This is a genomic window from Brevundimonas sp. (genome assembly GCF_036963785.1).
In the GTDB taxonomy this organism is placed as follows: Bacteria; Pseudomonadota; Alphaproteobacteria; order Caulobacterales; family Caulobacteraceae; genus Brevundimonas.
In genome coordinates, this window is sequence record NZ_JBALUS010000004.1 from 392,312 (window position 1) to 408,428 (window position 16,117).

Annotated in this window: 16 protein-coding genes; 10 read left to right on the forward strand and 6 right to left on the reverse strand. The window is 66.5% G+C overall.

Annotated features, from left to right (window positions below; all coding sequences use genetic code 11):
• The first annotated feature begins 4 nt into the window (after window positions 1–4).
• The 5 genes from V7672_RS11760 (at window position 5) to V7672_RS11780 (ending at window position 6,727) form a co-directional block, all read left to right on the forward strand.
• Window positions 5–784, forward strand: a complete 780-nt coding sequence (locus V7672_RS11760; protein ID WP_335624777.1) for an SDR family NAD(P)-dependent oxidoreductase — start codon at window positions 5–7, stop codon at window positions 782–784.
• A complete protein-coding gene (locus V7672_RS11765) occupies window positions 771–1,685 on the forward strand; it encodes an ROK family protein (RefSeq protein WP_335624778.1) in 915 nt (304 codons plus the stop codon). Before V7672_RS11760 ends, V7672_RS11765 begins: the two co-directional genes overlap by 14 nt.
• An 87-nt stretch (window positions 1,686–1,772) precedes the next feature.
• A complete protein-coding gene (locus V7672_RS11770) occupies window positions 1,773–3,878 on the forward strand; it encodes a TonB-dependent receptor (protein WP_335624779.1) in 2,106 nt (701 codons plus the stop codon).
• A 52-nt stretch (window positions 3,879–3,930) separates the two neighbouring features.
• Entirely contained in the window at window positions 3,931–5,334 is a 1,404-nt protein-coding gene (locus V7672_RS11775; protein ID WP_335624780.1) for an FAD-binding oxidoreductase, read from the forward strand.
• A 22-nt stretch (window positions 5,335–5,356) separates the two neighbouring features.
• On the forward strand, window positions 5,357–6,727 hold the full coding sequence (locus V7672_RS11780; protein ID WP_335624781.1) for an MFS transporter: 1,371 nt from the start codon (window positions 5,357–5,359) through the stop codon (window positions 6,725–6,727).
• A gap of 186 nt (window positions 6,728–6,913) precedes the next feature.
• Here V7672_RS11780 and V7672_RS11785 read toward each other — a convergent pair whose 3' ends face one another.
• Window positions 6,914–7,189, reverse strand: a complete 276-nt coding sequence (locus tag V7672_RS11785; protein WP_335624782.1) for a hypothetical protein — start codon at window positions 7,187–7,189, stop codon at window positions 6,914–6,916.
• Between the two features lie 97 nt (window positions 7,190–7,286).
• On the opposite strand from V7672_RS11785, the gene V7672_RS15335 reads away from it, so the two are divergent.
• Together V7672_RS15335 and V7672_RS11790 are read left to right on the forward strand one after the other, a co-directional pair.
• A complete protein-coding gene (locus tag V7672_RS15335; RefSeq protein ID WP_442889351.1) occupies window positions 7,287–7,700 on the forward strand; it encodes a hypothetical protein in 414 nt (137 codons plus the stop codon).
• A 12-nt stretch (window positions 7,701–7,712) separates the two neighbouring features.
• Window positions 7,713–8,948 (forward strand): hypothetical protein, encoded by a 1,236-nt coding sequence (locus V7672_RS11790; protein WP_335624783.1) that lies wholly within the window; start codon window positions 7,713–7,715, stop codon window positions 8,946–8,948.
• On the opposite strand, the gene V7672_RS11795 is transcribed toward V7672_RS11790, so the two are convergent.
• Complete coding sequence (locus V7672_RS11795; RefSeq protein WP_335624784.1) at window positions 8,903–10,747, reverse strand: RiPP maturation radical SAM C-methyltransferase; 1,845 nt, start codon at window positions 10,745–10,747, stop codon at window positions 8,903–8,905. The two genes, V7672_RS11790 and V7672_RS11795, sit on opposite strands and share 46 nt — an antisense overlap.
• Window positions 10,748–10,845: 98 nt before the next feature.
• Here V7672_RS11795 and V7672_RS11800 point away from each other — a divergent pair, with 98 nt between their 5' ends.
• From V7672_RS11800 to V7672_RS11810, 3 genes are read left to right on the forward strand one after another with little or no spacing between them, the layout of a single operon-like run.
• Window positions 10,846–11,106, forward strand: coding sequence for a PqqD family peptide modification chaperone (locus V7672_RS11800; protein WP_335624785.1), 261 nt, complete (start codon window positions 10,846–10,848; stop codon window positions 11,104–11,106).
• 15 nt (window positions 11,107–11,121) lie between these two features.
• Window positions 11,122–13,026, forward strand: a complete 1,905-nt coding sequence (locus V7672_RS11805; RefSeq protein WP_335624786.1) for an asparagine synthetase B family protein — start codon at window positions 11,122–11,124, stop codon at window positions 13,024–13,026.
• A gap of 11 nt (window positions 13,027–13,037) precedes the next feature.
• A complete protein-coding gene (locus V7672_RS11810; RefSeq protein ID WP_335624787.1) occupies window positions 13,038–13,331 on the forward strand; it encodes a PqqD family protein in 294 nt (97 codons plus the stop codon).
• Between the two features lie 12 nt (window positions 13,332–13,343).
• Here V7672_RS11810 and V7672_RS11815 read toward each other — a convergent pair whose 3' ends face one another.
• The 4 genes from V7672_RS11815 to V7672_RS11830 all read right to left on the reverse strand — a co-directional run bounded on the left by V7672_RS11815 (window position 13,344) and on the right by V7672_RS11830 (window position 16,114).
• The gene (locus tag V7672_RS11815) at window positions 13,344–13,943 is read right to left on the reverse strand and encodes a 2OG-Fe(II) oxygenase (RefSeq protein ID WP_335624788.1); all 600 of its coding nucleotides are present in this window, start codon (window positions 13,941–13,943) and stop codon (window positions 13,344–13,346) included.
• Window positions 13,940–14,788: a Stf0 family sulfotransferase gene (locus V7672_RS11820; protein ID WP_335624789.1), complete on the reverse strand. Its 849-nt coding sequence runs from the start codon at window positions 14,786–14,788 to the stop codon at window positions 13,940–13,942. Before V7672_RS11820 ends, V7672_RS11815 begins: the two co-directional genes overlap by 4 nt.
• A 70-nt stretch (window positions 14,789–14,858) precedes the next feature.
• Entirely contained in the window at window positions 14,859–15,005 is a 147-nt protein-coding gene (locus tag V7672_RS11825; protein ID WP_335624790.1) for a hypothetical protein, read from the reverse strand.
• A 56-nt stretch (window positions 15,006–15,061) separates the two neighbouring features.
• Window positions 15,062–16,114 carry a 50S ribosomal protein L11 methyltransferase gene (locus tag V7672_RS11830; RefSeq protein ID WP_335624791.1) on the reverse strand — a complete coding sequence of 351 codons (1,053 nt, stop codon included), beginning with the start codon at window positions 16,112–16,114 and terminating at the stop codon, window positions 15,062–15,064.
• Window positions 16,115–16,117: the final 3 nt, after the last annotated feature.

Sequence of the window (16,117 nt, forward strand, 5' to 3'; positions counted from 1 at the left end):
CGAAATGTATCTGGACAAGCTGAAGCTGACCGACCGGGTCGCTGTGGTCACGGGCGGGGCCGGGGCGGGGGGCATCGGTCTGGCCGCCGTCGAGGCGCTGGCCGAGGCCGGGGCTCACGTCGTCATCGCCGATCTGGACGAGGCCGTCATCGAGGGCGCCCGGTCGGCGCTGAAGGACAGGGGCCATGAGACGGACGGCGTGGTCATGGATGTCACCGACCGCGCTCGGGTCGAAGCGGTGGCTGCCGACATTCAGGCGCGTCACGGGCGCATCGACATTCTGGTCAACAATGCCGGGATCGCGCTCAGCGAAATCGCCGCCGAGGACATGGAGGAAGCGCGCTGGAAGGCGGTGCTGGACGTCAACCTCAACGGCACCTTCTGGTGTGCCCAGGCGTTCGGCCGGCATATGCTGGACAGGGGGCAGGGCGCCATCGTCAACGTCGGATCGATGAGTGGCTTCATCGTCAACCGGCCCCAGGGACAGGCGCACTACAATGCCTCTAAGGCGGCCGTGCATCACCTGACCCGCTCGCTGGCGGCCGAATGGGGCGGACGTGGCGTCCGGGTGAATGCGGTCGCCCCGACCTATATCGCCACGCCGCTCAACGCCTTTGCCGACCGGGAGGCGCCGATGTTCAAACGCTGGATCGATTCCACGCCCATGGGCCGTCTGGGCGAGCCACATGAAGTCGCGTCGGTCATCGCCTTCCTCGCCTCCGACGCCGCCAGTCTGATGACAGGGTCCGTAGTCCTGACCGATGGTGGCTATGTCTGCTGGTGAGCGCCCGGTCGCCGGCATCGAGCTGGGCGGCACCAAATGCATCGCCCTGCTTGGCACGGGGCCGGACGATGTGCGCGACGAGATCCGGATCCCCACCACCACGCCGGAGGAGACGCTGGGGCGACTGGCTGATGCACTGGCCGGATGGAGCGGAGGCGGGGGGATCAGCGCTATCGGCGTGGCCAGCTTCGGTCCCCTGCAACTGGACCCCGACGCCCCGGACCATGGGCAGATTGTCCGCACACCCAAGCCGGGCTGGAGTGGGGCAGACCTGACCCGTCTGGCAATCCCTGACTGCCCCTTCGCGCTGGACACCGACGTGACGGGCGCCGCTCTGGCCGAGGCCCGCTGGGGCCGGGCGCAGGGTCTGACCAGCCACATCTACATCACCGTCGGAACGGGAGTCGGTGTTGGCACCATCGTCAATGGACGCGCGGTCGGGGGGCTGGGCCATTCCGAAGCGGGCCACCTGCGCGTCGGACGGCTGGCAGGCGACAGCTGGCCGGGCGCCTGTCCCTGGCACGGTGACTGCGTGGAAGGGCTGACGAGCGGTGCGGCGCTGGCCGCACGGCTGGGCCATTCCGCTGAAGGTCTGTCAGAGAGCAATCCCGTCTGGGATGCCGTGGTCCATGCGTTGGCGGGCCTTATGCACAATCTGGTGCTGACCGCGACGCCGCAGCGGATTCTGATCGGGGGTGGTGTTCCGTCGGGCAAGCCCTGGCTTCTGGCCCGACTGCAGGACGCTCTGGGCGAGAGCCTCGCCGGCTATGCCCATGCGGCCGAGCTGGATATGTTGCAGTTCCTGCAGGTCCCCGGGCTTGGCGATCGGGCAGGCCCTATGGGGGCTTTGGCCCTGGCCCTGCAAGCGCGTGACAAGGTTTCGTGCCGATCGGCACAGTGACCAACCTTTCATACAGGTCGGGTTTGCCCTAGCCCTTGTGACAATCGCTACCGGACTGATCCGGAGCACTCCGAGGGGGGACAGACCATGCGCTACATCACCATTCTCGCCACCAGTGTCGCCACGCTCACGCTCAGCGCCGGCGCGACCTTCGCCCAACAGGCTCCGGCCACGAATCCTGCCGCCACCCAGGTCGACGAAATCATCGTCACGGCGCGCAAGCGCGAAGAGCGCCTGGCCGATGTGCCTGTCGCGGTCACCGCCATCACCTCGGAAACACTGGAGCGCCGCCAGCTGACATCGGTCCGCGACGTTGCGCTCGTCACCCCCGGTCTGAACATCAACTCGGACGCCGCCGGGCGCGGGTTCCTGTCGATCCGGGGTATCGGCACCACGCTGCTGGACACGGTTCAGCCGGGCGTCGGCATCTTCGTTGACGGGGTCTATCAGGCCAATACCTCCTATCTGAACAGCCCGACGCTGGCCGTCGAGCAGATCGAGGTGCTGCGCGGACCGCAGTCGACCCTGTTCGGCCAGAACACCCTCGGCGGGGCGATCAACGTCACCACCAAACAACCCACGAACACGCCGGAAGGGCGGGTCACGGCCACCTATGCCGGGCCGGACAACTATTACATCGTCGGCGCAACGGCCTCCGGTCCGCTGATCGAGGACACCCTGTACGCCCGGGTCTCGATCGGCACGCAGGGGCGCGAGGGCTTCATTGAAAACAGCCTGCTGGGCTATGAGGACGCCAATCGCCTGGAGCAGAGCACGGTGCGCGGCGCCCTGCGCTGGCTGGCCCCGGGCAATGCCGTCGTCACGGTCAATGCCTATGCCGACACGGTCGACGGGACCGGCCCGCTCTACGCCGTGACGACCGGACCCACGGACTATGTCGATGACGCCCAGACCAATGTCCGCAGTGTCGCCGAGTACGACTACAGCGGCATCAACGGCAAGCTGGAGCTGCCGCTCGGCGAGGCGACGGACCTGACGGCCATCGTCTCCTTCGACCGCCGCGACAATGATGTGTCGTCCGATGGCGATTTCCAGCCCCTCGACCTGATCCGCTCGACCGGTTTCGGGCGGCTGGAGACGACCAGTGCCGAGCTGCGCTTCGACACCCGCTGGTCCGACAGCGTCTCCACCCTGTTCGGCGTGTTCAGCTCGAACCAGACCAATGAGCAGACCTCGACCAACCAGCTGATGTTCCTGCCGGGTGCGCCGTCCGCGACGGCCAATGCTTATTCGGACGCCGACATCTGGGCGGTGTTCGGCACGGCCTTCTGGGATCTGGCCCCCGACCTCGAGCTGACGGTCGGCCTGCGCTACGACAACCAGGTCATCAATTTCGAGAACGTCGTCACCTCGCGCTATGAGGCCGAGGAGTGGCAACCGCGTGTCGCCCTGCGCAAGCGGCTGGACGACAACACCATGATCTACGCTTCGGTGGCGCGCGGCTTCCGCGGCGGCGGTACCAATGGCCCGGGCGCGCCCAACCCCGTCTATGACGGCGACTCGGTCTGGACCTATGAAGTCGGCACCAAGCTCAGCAGCGCCGACAACCGGTTCACCCTGGCCAGCGCCGTCTTCTACAACGACTACAGCGACATCATCGCCCAGAACAGCCTGGCGCCCATCGTGGGCGGTGGCGGGTTCGTCGGCATCAACCTCAACACCGGCGACGCCGAAAGCTATGGCATCGAGGTCGAGTTCACCGCCCGCCTGACGGACGTCTGGACGCTGAGCGGCGGCGGCCTGTTGCAGAATGCCCGGATCACCGACTCGACCCAGTATGAAGTGACAACCGGCCGGACCCTGCCCAGCGATCGCATCCCCTTCCTGCCGGACTGGACGATCAATCTGCAGAGCGATTACGTCATCCCGTATGGCGCCGGCGATTTCGTCTTCACGGCCGGGGTCTATGGCAAGGGCGACCGCAACGGCGCCAGCCTGTCGAACACCTTTGCGCCGAAGCTGGACGAATACTTCCTGGTCAACACCTCCCTGACCTATCAGGGCGATGGCTGGGAGGCCTCGGTGTTTGCCAACAACCTGCTCGACGAGGACTACTACGAAGCCTTCATCGACAGTTCGGTGTTGAGCGTTGCGGGCCTGCCGGCGCTGGGCAGCCTCGGACAGATCGGCGACGGTCGCCGCGTCGGCATCCGTCTGGGCTACAGCTTCTGAGGCCTGACGTGACCGACCCTGTCATCGCGCGTGGGCCGGCGGGGAGGGGGGCATGAACGCCCCCTCCTTCGCCCCGGGCCCCACCGGCCTCAAGCCCGAACTGGTTGACAGCCTGCGCGCCCTCTTCGGGGACCGGCTGAGCCTGACTGAGGCGATCCGGGCCCAGCACGGTGCCAGCGAGTCGCACTTTGCAACTGTGCTGCCGGATGCCGTGGTGTTCCCCCATTCGACCGAAGAAGTCGTGGCCCTGGTCAAGGCCTGCGTCGCGCATGACACCCCGATCATCCCCTATGGCGCGGGCACCTCGATAGAAGGCAACACCACGCCGGTCCGGGGGGGCGTGACGGTCGACCTGTCGCAGATGGACGCGATCCTTGAGGTCAATGCCGAGGACTTCGACTGCACGGTTCAGGCGGGTGTCCGACGCGAGCAGCTGAACGCGCACCTGCGCGATGTCGGCCTGTTCTTCCCCATCGATCCGGGCGCCAATGCCACGATCGGCGGCATGGCCTCGACCCGCGCCTCGGGCACCAATGCGGTGCGCTATGGCACCATGCGCGAGGCGATCCTCAGCCTGCGGGTGGTAACCCCCGACGGGCGCGACATCCGGACCTCGCGGCGGGCGCGCAAGTCGGCCGCCGGCTATGACCTGACCCGGCTGATGATCGGGGCCGAGGGCACGCTCGGCATCATCACCGAAGTCACCCTGCGCCTGCATGGTATCCCTGAGTCCATCCTGTCGGCGGTTTGCAGCTTCGACACCATGGCAGGCGCGGTCGATACGGTGGTCCAGTCGATCCAGCTGGGGATTCCGCTGGCCCGCGTCGAGATTCTGGACGACGTCCAGATGCGGGCCGTCAACGCCTGGTCCGATCTCGACTACCCCGAGACCACCACCCTGTTCTTCGAGTTTCACGGCTCCGAGCGCTATGTCCAGGAGCAGGTCGAGACCGTGTCCGAACTGGCCACCAGCAATGGGGGCAATGCCTTCCAGTGGGCGGTTCTCCCTGAGGATCGCGACCGGCTGTGGAAAGCCCGGCACCAAGCCTACTATGCGGCCGTCGGCCTGCGGAAGGGCTGCGTCGGCTGGCCGACCGATGTCTGCGTGCCCATCAGCCGGCTCGCTGAGTGTATTCTGGAAACCAAGGCCGACCTCGAGACCGCCTCCATACCGGGCCCCATTCTCGGCCATGTCGGCGACGGCAATTTCCACGTCGTCTTCGTCATCGATCCGGACAAGCCCGAGGAACAGGCCGAGGCCGAGGCGCTCAACCACCGTCTGGTCCGGCGCGCCCTCGACATGGGCGGCACATGTACCGGCGAGCACGGGATCGGCCTCGGCAAGCAGGACTGGCTGGTCGAGGAGTTGGGCGAAGCGGTCGAGACCATGCGCCTGATCAAGCGCGCGCTGGACCCGAGCGACCTGTTCAATCCCGGCAAGATCTTCAGTCTTTGACCCGCCATTTGGGAGTATCCTGATGGGAACCGATGCCGGCCTCACGGTCACGGAAGCCGTGGCTGAAGCGGCTACACCCCCGACACCCCCGCCGACGTCGCTGACGCGCACGGCCTGGGGCGGGATCCTGCTGCTGGCGCTGATCGTCCTGTGCGGGGCCACGACCCGCACCCTGTTCGCGCCCATTCAGGAAGTCGCCAAGCTCAGTCTCGGCCTGTCCGACTTTCAGATCAGTCTTGTGCAGGGCATCGCCGCGGCCGTGCCCGTGGCCATCATCTCCCTGCCGCTCGGCTGGCTGGCGGACCGGGCGACGCGAACCCGGATCCTGATCGGCCTGGCGATCGCCTGGACGGTCGGCACAATCGCCACGGCGTTTGCACCCAATTTCGAGATGCTGTTCCTTGCCCGGATGCTGGCGGGTGTCGGCGGGACCTGCGTGGTGCCCGTGGCCATTTCGGTGGCGGCGGACATGTCGCTGCCCGCCAGCCGCGGCCGGTCCCTGCTGTTCCTGTCGATGGGCAATGTGTTCGGCGGCGCGGCAGCCTTTGTCGCGGGCGGGGCCCTGTTCACCCTGTTCTCGGGACAGGTCGACCTGCCTTTCGTCCAGCTGGAGGCCTGGCGTGAAGTCTGCCTGTTGCTGGGCGTGTTGAGCGCGATCCTGATCCTGCCCCTTCTGGCCCTGGCCGAGCCGGCCCGCCAGGAGGTTGAACAGGTCAATGCCAGCTTCCGCGCCATGACGTCGGCCCTGTGGCGCCGCAGGGCCTTTCTGGCGCCCCTGTTCGTCGGCCAGATCACGGTGACCATGGCGGACGTGGCGGCCACCATCTGGGCCGCGCCGGTCCTCAGCCGCGACTTTGCCCAGAGCCCGGGTCAGGCGGCGGCCCTGATCGGCGGCGTGCTGCTTATTGCAGGCGTCGTCGGGTCCATCATGGGCGGCGTGGTCGCCGACTGGGGTCACAAGCGCAATTTGCGAGGGGGCGTCCTGATCGGGGCGGTGGGTGCGGCGGCCATCGGCGTGCCGGCCGGCCTGTTTCCGATCATGACCGATACGACGATGTTCGGCCTGGTCCTGCTGATCCTCATGATTTCCGGCACCGTGTGCGGACTGGTGACCGCCACCGCCATTGCCGTCCTGGTCCCCAACGAGGAGCGCGGGACATGTCTGGGCGCCTTCATGATCCTCGGGACACTGATCGGTATGGGGGTGTCTCCGATCCTCGTCAGCCTCGGAAGTCAGATGTTGGGCGGCGAAGCGCAGCTGGCCTTGTCGCTGGCCATCGTCGGGGTCGGGGTGGGGGTCATATCGCTGGCCGGCTTCGTGATCGCCATGTTCAACGCGCCGGGCCTGAAACCATCGGTACCAATGGCCTCGCATCCCGCGGATTCGCTCTGACATCTGATCGGCATGTCATTGTAGTTGGCGATGATCACGCCCCGCCGGGGATCGACCGCTACGCCGCCCCAGTTCGAGCCACCATGATCCCAACCCGGCGGGGGCGGGGCGATTCCCGAGAGCGGTTCCCGCCCATGATCGCGGGTCCGGTTTTCGGCCCGGGTCCGGGCGGCGAGGGCCCGGAGATCAGAGCAGAATCGCGGCCGCCAGTAGTGCGGCCAGGATAGCGGCAGCCACCGCCAACCACAGCCACATCGGAAGGCGGAGGCCTGTCTGGCCGGCCTCCGGCGTCCTCCGGTCCGGCGCAGGCGGCGCGGGAGACTGCACCAGGGGGCTTGCCCCGCCGGCCTCCGCATCGGCCTGGCCGCTCGCGAGCACCGGGTCGAACACGGGGGTGGAGGCGTTGCCGTCCGTGTCTCCATCGGCGTTGTTCAGCCGCCTGTACTGATCGGGTGATGACATCGTTGGTAACCTCACGGGTCAGACTCGGGCTGGCATCGTCCCAGACCTTGAACGTTCCACTCCCCTAACCCCTGTAGCCCCGACGGGTTGCCGCAGCGTGGGGTTTACGGGTCCGTGCTGCGACACCCTGCCGGGAGCGGGGCGACGCCTGCAGGACCAGGCGATGGCGGCGGCCGACGCGGCTACCCGCGACTGGCTGGCCGGACAGCTCGCTTTTCCGGACGGCATGGTCGACCGCATTACGCCTGCGACCACGGGCTATGACATCGGCGTCCTTGCCGTCCGCACCGGGCTCGAAGATCAGGGGAGGGCGCGGCCCGAGGGGTGCTGTCAGTCCAACGACAACTCGTCTCCACCGAGCGCAGATAGGGCAGGGACGCAGAGCCTATGCGGCGAGCGTCTGCCACTCAGCCATCCGGGCAGCGCCTTTTGCAGGAACTCGTCGTCACCAAGGCATTGGCTTGGTTGCAGCACTGGGGCAGTGTGTATGTCAAAGCGTATCTGGGGATGAGGGGAAGTCTCGATGAGCGTCAGGATAACGGCCACAACCGGGGCTATGCCGGTCACTCCGGCGCCGGAGGCGAGCCAGCGTTCGTCCGCCATCGCCTCTCTTCCTGATGGGGGGTACCTCATCCTCCTCAGCGACGACCGAGTGGGAAATGGGCTTCTGGTTCAACGTTTCGACGCGTTGGGACATAGGTCCGGTGACCCGATCTCAATCGGCCAATGGTCGGCAGGGTACAGCCACTTCCATGACTTTATCGTCACTTCGGACTCGAAACTCGTTCTGTTCGTGCGCGGCAGTGACGGGATTGAGTATCAGGTTTTCAGTCTAGAGGGAGAGCCTCTAACCAACAGGCTCCTTGCAAACTCTGCTCTCGAAGGGACCGAGAGCAATCCCACGGTCACTGTCCTTGCCGACGGCGGTTGGCTGCTCACCTGGCAGGAAGGCGACGGATCTGGACAGGGCGTGTTCGGACGCCTTTTCGAATCCTCCGGTAATCCCCGCGGCGACGACTTTCCGATCAACAGCCTGACGCAGGACAATCAGACCCTGGCTTCGGTCGCGGCCCTGCCCGATGGTGGCTTCGTCGTAGCCTGGAGGACAACCGACGGCGTCCCCCGTGTGCTTGCGCGCCAGTACGACGCCGATGGCCAACCCCATGGCCCCGAGTCCGCGGTCAACAGTTTTGGCGACGATCCGCACGTGGCCCATCTTGATGACGGTGGCTACGTCATTACCTACCTCGCAGGCACGGTACACGCTCGATTCTATGATGACACGGGTCAGCCGCTAGGGGCTGGTTTCGAAATCTCGTCGGGTCCGAGTGGCTATTTTTGGCATGCGACGGCGTCACTGGACACTGGGGGTTTTGTCGTCGTCTGGTCCCGAGACAATCCCTCAACCGGCGCGGCCATTGAAGCCCAGGCCTTCGACGCCAGCGGCGCCCCCACAGGGCCTCCGATCGAAATCGTTGGTCCCGGCACGCTCATCCACAGCACCCCCGAACTCGACGTCATGGGGCTGGCCCGGGTCGATGGAGCCTTGGCCCCGGTCGCACAAGGGTGCGATGGTCCCCGGCGCCTGGAAGATGCCGGTGTGTGCTCGCCGGTCTTCAGCCGGACCACCTCGCGCGGTTTGTTGGCAGCCAGGGGCCATGGATGCCGGGCAAGAGCGCCGCTGCGACAAGGGCGGGATGCCCCCATCGGGCGTCAGGCGGCGGAAGCCCCGGCGTCTGCGAAGGCTTCGGCTGCCTGACGGGCGGGCTGTGCGGTGGCCGCCACTGGCACCGGACGGACGACGATGCCGACCAGGCGGTCCTCATAATCGATGGCGAAGCCACGGCCGACCAGCCAATCGGCATGTTCATGCATCGCTGGCTCAATCGCGCTGCGAGGCCGCGGCTGGTCGAGCGCGACGAGGAGGGCGTACTGGCCCGCGGTCAGCGGTGTCATCGTCCGCGTCGCGACGGAACGCGTATCGAGTACAACCGCCCCGCCGTCACGCTCCAGCAGTTGCAACACCGGCGGAGACGGGTGGGCAGATGCCGCCCGCCACGCCGCGATGGCTGCGCGCAGGCGGTCAAGCAGGTCCGCGTCATCCAGCAACTCGGTCGAATACTCGCCGTCGAAATGATAGGCGACGTCCATGGTGTCGATCGAGGGCGGATAGAGCGCGCGATAGGCGGCAAAGGGCGTGACACGGCCGATGCCGTTCGTCTCGTGCCCACGGTAGAGCGGGCTGAATCTGTCGATGACGATGCGATGCATCGCATTGGGCGGATCGAGATGCGCGAGCAACGGCATCAGCTCCACCATGGCCGCATAATCTGCAGCCGCCTCGCCCGGAAAGCCATAGATGATGCCCCAGGCGACCTGAATCCCCGTCGCTGCGCAATCCCGGAGCAGGGCGATGTTCTGGTGCGCCGACACGCCCTTGCGCATCAGGCGCAGCGGGCCGGTGGCCAATGACTCGATCCCCGGCTGGATCATCGCGACTCCCCCGCGCGCCATTGTCTCCACCTCGGCGCGGGTCATGTTCGATTTGACCTCGTAGAAAAGGTTCAGCAGGGGCTCGCGCGTGGCCAGGCCGGGCAGCAACTCCTTGAGATAGGCGCGCGGCATGATGTTGTCGGTCATGTACACTGCGCGCACATCGTCCCGCGCCAGCTCATCGAGCTCGACCCGCATCCGCTGGGCCGGCTTGTGACGAAAGGCCATGCCGTCGTCGCCGTTGAGGCCACAGAAGGTGCAGTGGCTCTTTGCCCCCCACCAGCATCCGCGCGAGCTTTCGGCGGTGATGTAGCGGGGCAGCGCGTCAGGCAAGGCCCCGGCGGCCTGCAGCGGGCGTAGCATCGCAAAATAGTCGGCGAAGTCGGGCGCTGCGACGACGCGCATGTCGCGGATCGGTTCGCTGCGGATCACCCGCTCGCGTGGCGCAACGCCATCACGGATCAGCGTCTCGCAAAAATCGGGAAAGTCGATGTCGGATTCGCCCGCAAAGACATGGTCGATCCAGGGAAAGGCGCGCGACACGCCGAGGCAAAGCGGCCACGCCGCATTGGCGCCGCCCAGCACGATGCAGATATCGGGCGCCATAGCCTTCACGCGCCAGGCGATCGCCGAGCACACCATGTTCTGCTGAAAGGTCGAGGACAGACCGAGGATGCGGGGGCGCAGCGCCAGGATCTCCGCGACCATGGCGGCGATGACCGGTTCGACCGCGGGTGAGACGGTGTCGAACACCGCCTGAAGGTCTGGACCCAGCGGCTCCGGCGGGGGCAATCCGGCAGCGATATGGGGCGGATAGGCGAAGTCGCGAAAGAGATGATCGGCCATCATCGCGCGCATCGGGGTGGCCTCGACCGCCTCATAGGCCTCGAGCCCGACAAACGCGGCGAGCGTCAGATTGCCGTGGATGATCCGCGTCGGGATTCCACGTTTCTGGCATGCGGCCTTCAGCACAGCCGTGCCGAGTTGGGGAAAGCTCACCGACGCGAAAGGCGGTACGAAAAGGCAGAGGTCGATCCGGCTGCTGTCGACTCTGGCCACGTTCATCGAACTCCCCATGTCCCCGACCTGTTGCACACGTCCACAGAGACTGTCCAGTTGAGGAACCTCTTGGAGCGGCAGGCGAACTCATGCGAGTAAGCGGGATGATCCGACCCGCACCCGAGCTGTCCTGGCCACCCGTCACGGGCGAGCTGGCTGTTTATGACGCGCGTGATGGGCGCTACCATGTGCTGAACCCGTCGGCGGCGGCGATCTGGAAAGCGATTGCAGCGGAAACGCCGCTTGCGCAGATTGCGGCGGATCTGGCTGCCGCGCACGATGTTCCGCTCGAGGCGATGCAGCACGATGTCCACAAGTTTGTCGCTGATGCGCTCCAGCTCGGGCTGCTCCTCGATGCCGATTGATCAGGGCCCCGCGACATGAGCGGGATAGCCGGCGCGGTTTTCACCGACGGCCGACCTGTCGGGCAGGAACTGCTCGACCGGCTCGCCGGATCGACCATGCGGCGCGGGTTCGACGGGACCGCCCAATGGCACGATAGCCGGGCCGCCTTTGTGCGCTTCGCCCATGCGACGACTCCCGAGGCGCAGGGCGAGGTTCAGCCTTTTGTCGGGGATGAGTCGCAGATCGCCCTGCTGTTCGACGGGCGGCTCGACAATCGCGCGGACTTGCTTGCCGTGCTCGGCGCGGCCGGGGAGCGTCTGGCAGACGCGCCCGACGGCGCGATTGCGCTCGAACTGTTCGAGCGTGAAGGGCGATCATTCGTCCATCGGCTCGTCGGCGACTATGCCATCGCAGCGTGGCAACCGCGTGCGAACCGGCTGGACCTGTTCCGTTCGCCGATGGGGTGGCGACCTCTGCTGTGGAGCTTCGATGGCCGTACCTTTGGCTTCGCGAGCGAGCCGCGCGCCCTGATCCTGGGCCTCGGCTTCGAACGCAAGCTGAACGAGGGCGCGATCGGCGAGTACCTTTCCGCACGCTTCGTATCGGAAACAGACACTCTATGGGGCGGGATCGAGCGGGTGCCACAAGGTGGCTCTATCCGGTTCGAAAATGGCGCCGTCTCAACGTGGGCCTGGCATGGCGGACCCTTCGAGGATTTGTCCGACCTCTCGATCGAGGAGCATATCGAGCGGTTCAATCACCTGTTTGACCAGTCGCTGGTAGCCACGAGCCGCAGCGTCGGGCCGGTGACCTCGCAGCTCTCCGGCGGGCTGGACTCGTCGTCGATCGTGTGCCGTGCCACCGAGCTGTTCCGGGCAGGCAAACTCGACCACCAGATCGGCGCGATCTCCGCGCGTTTCCCCGGAGAGCCCCATGACGAAAGCGAGTGGAGCGGCGCGGTCGAGGCGCATCTGGGTATCACCGCAGAGGTTGTCGGTTCCCGGCCGTTCTCGCCCGATCAGGCGCGACAGTGGGTCGCCGACTCCTATCAGTTGCCGGTCAGGCCCAACGTCCTCGACACGATGGGCAATGTGCTGGCGACACTCCAGTCGGACGGACGGCGCGTGCTGTGGACCGGGGAAGGCGGCGATGACTGGCTCAACGGGTCATCCTCGCATTGGCCGGACCGGCTCTTGCGCGGCCAGTGGGGCGCGCTGTTTCGCCATGGCGCCGAACTCTGGCCGGACGAGCCGGGGTATGTGAGGGCCCGCCGCACGCTCGCCAAGGCGGCACTGCCGCTTGTCAGCCCCCGGCATCGCGATGCGATGCTCAGGCCGCATCTCGATTTCCGGCTTGCGCGGCCGGATTGGATCCGCAGCGACTGGATGGCACGGATCGGGCTTCAGGATCGCTGGCGCGAGAGCATTCCCCGCGAGGGATTAAGCGGCATGGGTCAGAAGGCGCGCTACGGCGTCTACTCGCTGGGGCGCCGTTACACGACGATCGACAGCGTTCTCGCCTTTGCCGAAAGCCACGGCGTCGAGATCCGACACCCGCTGCACGATCTTCGCCTGACCCGCTTCTTCATGGGGGCAGCGGGCGAGCATCTGCGCAAGGCCAATACACGCAAGCACCTGCTGCGCGAGGCCATGCGTGGAACCTTGCCCGAGAAGATCCGGCAGCGGCGCACCAAATCCTATTTCGTATCGCACCAGGTCGACGCGATCAGCGAGTTGCTGCGCGAGCGCCCGGTGCATGAGCTGACCGCTGTCAAACTCGGCTGGATCGTGCCTGAACGAATTGCGGCGATGCACGCGCCCTTTGAGGCGTGGCGACGAAACGGATCCGAGGGGCCGATACCCGACGGGGCGTGGGGGCCCGTCTGGTTCACGCTTGCGACGGATATGTGGTTGGAGCATGCGTTCGGGCTGAAGGCTTGAGGGCGCGAAACATGGAGCATCCGGTGACGATCGACGAGACGACAGTGCTGACCCGCAACGCCGCATTGATCGGCGCGGACGTAGCCGATGAAGCCATCCTGCTCGACGTCGATTCGGGTTATTTCTTTCAGTTGAACCGCACCGGGTCGCGTATCTGGGCCTTTGTCGAGCAGCCGAGAACGATGGGCGCGTTGTGCGACCACATGGCCGCCAGCTACAAGGTCGATGCCGAGCATTGCCGTCGCGATGTGACAGAGTTCGTCGTTGACCTGATCGAGCGCGGCGTGCTGGCGGCGGCGGACTGAGCCCCCTCGCGCCTAGGCACGGGCGCGGTAGATCCAGCAATTGACGGCGAAGCGCGAGTCCGCGAACGCGAGCGACGGGCATCGGACCGGCATCACTTCGTGCGGCCCCCAGGCGGGGAACACCACCAGGCTGTTGTCGTCGGGCGCGATGTCGCATCCCGGATCACCCGGCGCCGCGCCGAGGCGGTGCAACCTCAAGGCGCCGCCCTCGAACGCCCTGGGCTGGCGATGGAAATAATAGACCGCGCTCAGCATCCGGTCGCCACGCGCGACTTCGGCGCGAGAGTATGTGTCCGAATGCAGCGTAAAATGCGCGCCGTCATTGTGCGCGGCCAGCTCGAGCTCGACTTCGGTCGTCGTGAAGGGGGTCGAGCGCAGCGCCGCGGCCCAGTGGGGGGCTTCTTCGCGCATACGGGCGTCGAGCACAGCGGCGAGCGGGCCGAGATCGCGCAGCACCTGTGCCCGACGGACCTCGGGGTTGACCATGCCGCCGGCCAGCTGGGCGGGGACGAACCTTGGCTCGGACTTGAGCGTCCAGGCCAGTAGCGCCGCATGAGTTTCCGCGTCGAGGAAGTCCAAAATCCGCAGATGCGGCAGGATTGGCGCGTTCATCGCGTCACCTGTCTCGCCGCCCGCTCGCGCAGATAGCGCAGGACCATCGCCTCGCTCAGACTATTGGTCTGACGCCGCAGCCGCGGCGGGCCCGGCTCGGCATAGCTGCCCAGGCGGCGGAGCACCGCGCGCACGCTGTCTTCATAGTCGACGGTCAGCGCCTCGTAGGTCAGTGTGTGCGTGGTCGCACCCATCACCTCGAACAGATTGCGGAAATGGCCATGGCAATAGTCCGAGTAGCTCATGATCCGCTCGATCCGGTCGGCGTCGAAGGGGGCGGGGGCGGGAACATCGTCGCCCGCCGCGCCGGGGATCAGCCGCCAGCGTCCGGTATCGACCGCGAGCACCGCAGAGACCGCCTGGCGTAGCCTGTCCTCGCGCCACAGATGGACGATGTCCGGATTGGGGAACAGCCGCCGGACGTGACAGGCCAGCGTCTCATAGTAGTCGGTGGGCGCATCGGCGGGCGGGACATTGGCGAAGCGTTCGAGCGCGGGGTCCGCGTCGCGCCCGATCTCCTCGATGTCGCGCCAGAACAGCTTCACACCCAGCGTCCCATCCGGCGTGACACGGTGGCGCTGCACAGCGGTGGCCAGGCTGTCGAAGTCGGGCGCATCCCAGCGCGCTGCAAAGGATGGGCGAAAGCCCGCATGGAAATATTCAAGTGGGCAGCCCAGTCCGCCCGCAAAATACAGCGCCTCGCCGAGGAGGGTGCTTCCTGACCGGGGATGGGTGCAGATCAGCACTGTCCGCCGGGGCGGATCTTTCCGCTCGGGATAATCGTGTTCTTCGGATGCAAGATCATAGGGCGCAGCCGCCCGGGCGCGACCGGCGTTTCCCGTCATCGCGCAGTGTCGTCAGTCAATGCTCAGCCCCTGCTACCCCGCGCCGATTGGGCGCGGGGGGCTTTACCGGTCAGGACAGGTTGCTGATGCCGTCAGTGGGGCGATAGGAAATGCCTTCCGCGGCCTTGGCCGGCAGGAACGAGACGATCTCGGGCTTGACCCACTCGTCGACTTCCGCGGGAGCGACGTTATTTTCGTTCTGAGGCGTATTTTTCATAACATCGACCCTGTTGTTGAACCGCCTGTCTATCACCGGGACGGCGACATATCAATTCAGGGTGCCCACAGACGCACACGGTCCCGCTCGTGGGTTCCGCCGATCGAGACCGGTTCGCCCGGCCGGGTCTCCTGCGGCCGCGGAAACCGCCATAGAAGCGCGCCCCAGCATGAGGCCGTGCCGGCTTCTGGCCTATTCTCGTAGCGACCGACGGTATCCATCTCCAGCGCGATCCACTGGACGATCCCGTCCACCCGTCCGCCCAGGGACGCGACATCGCATGTCCGGCGCTCGGGCTTCCGGGGCTCGGAAGTGGCGAAGTCGAACTCGAACAGATCGATGGGTTCGCTGCACAGCGCCACCTCCTCCATGCCGACGCGAATCATTTCGCCCGGCGCGGCGAGGCGATTGAACGGCCTGAGATCGAAACCGCTCACGTCGTCCAGGCGCGGCGAGCGATCCCGCAGGTCGCGCGCCAGTGCGACACGAATGGTCCCTCGGGACGGGATGACCGTTGCGTCCGGCGCAAGCAGACGCGCCACCGCATCCTCATGCGCCGCCAATACGCCTTCGCTGAGCAGGTCGTTGCTGACGATCTCCGACACCAGGATATCGGCCAACCCACCCAGATCGCGCTCGGGTTGGAGCGTGGTCGAATGGGCGTTCACCACCTTGACCCGGTCGGCGTAGCCGTTTGCCGCGATCACCTCGCGCGCCGCCGAGGCGATGGCGGGGTCGGCCTCGCACGTCACCACGGTCGCGCCCGCGCGCGCCGCCATCATGGCCAGCAGCCCGGTGCCGGTGCCGATCTCGAGCACCCGGCAGCCGGGCTTGATCGCGCGCAGCAGAGCGGCTTCGTAGGCGTCGTTGCGGGCCTTGTCGCGCGGGATCAGGAAATGCCAGCTGTGGACTCCGTCGCCGAGGATTTCGGCGGCGGTCACCCCGGCCTCGCCGGCGCCGCCGGTCATCGCATGCACCTGTTCCGCCAGCGCGATTGCGCGCGGCCGGTCGCCGGCCGCGATCATCTGGCGTGCGATCGCAATCAATGCGCGAGGATCATTCGATGCCTTGGGCAGCAGGGTAAGGAGCAGGGCGGCGCGATCGGTCATCCC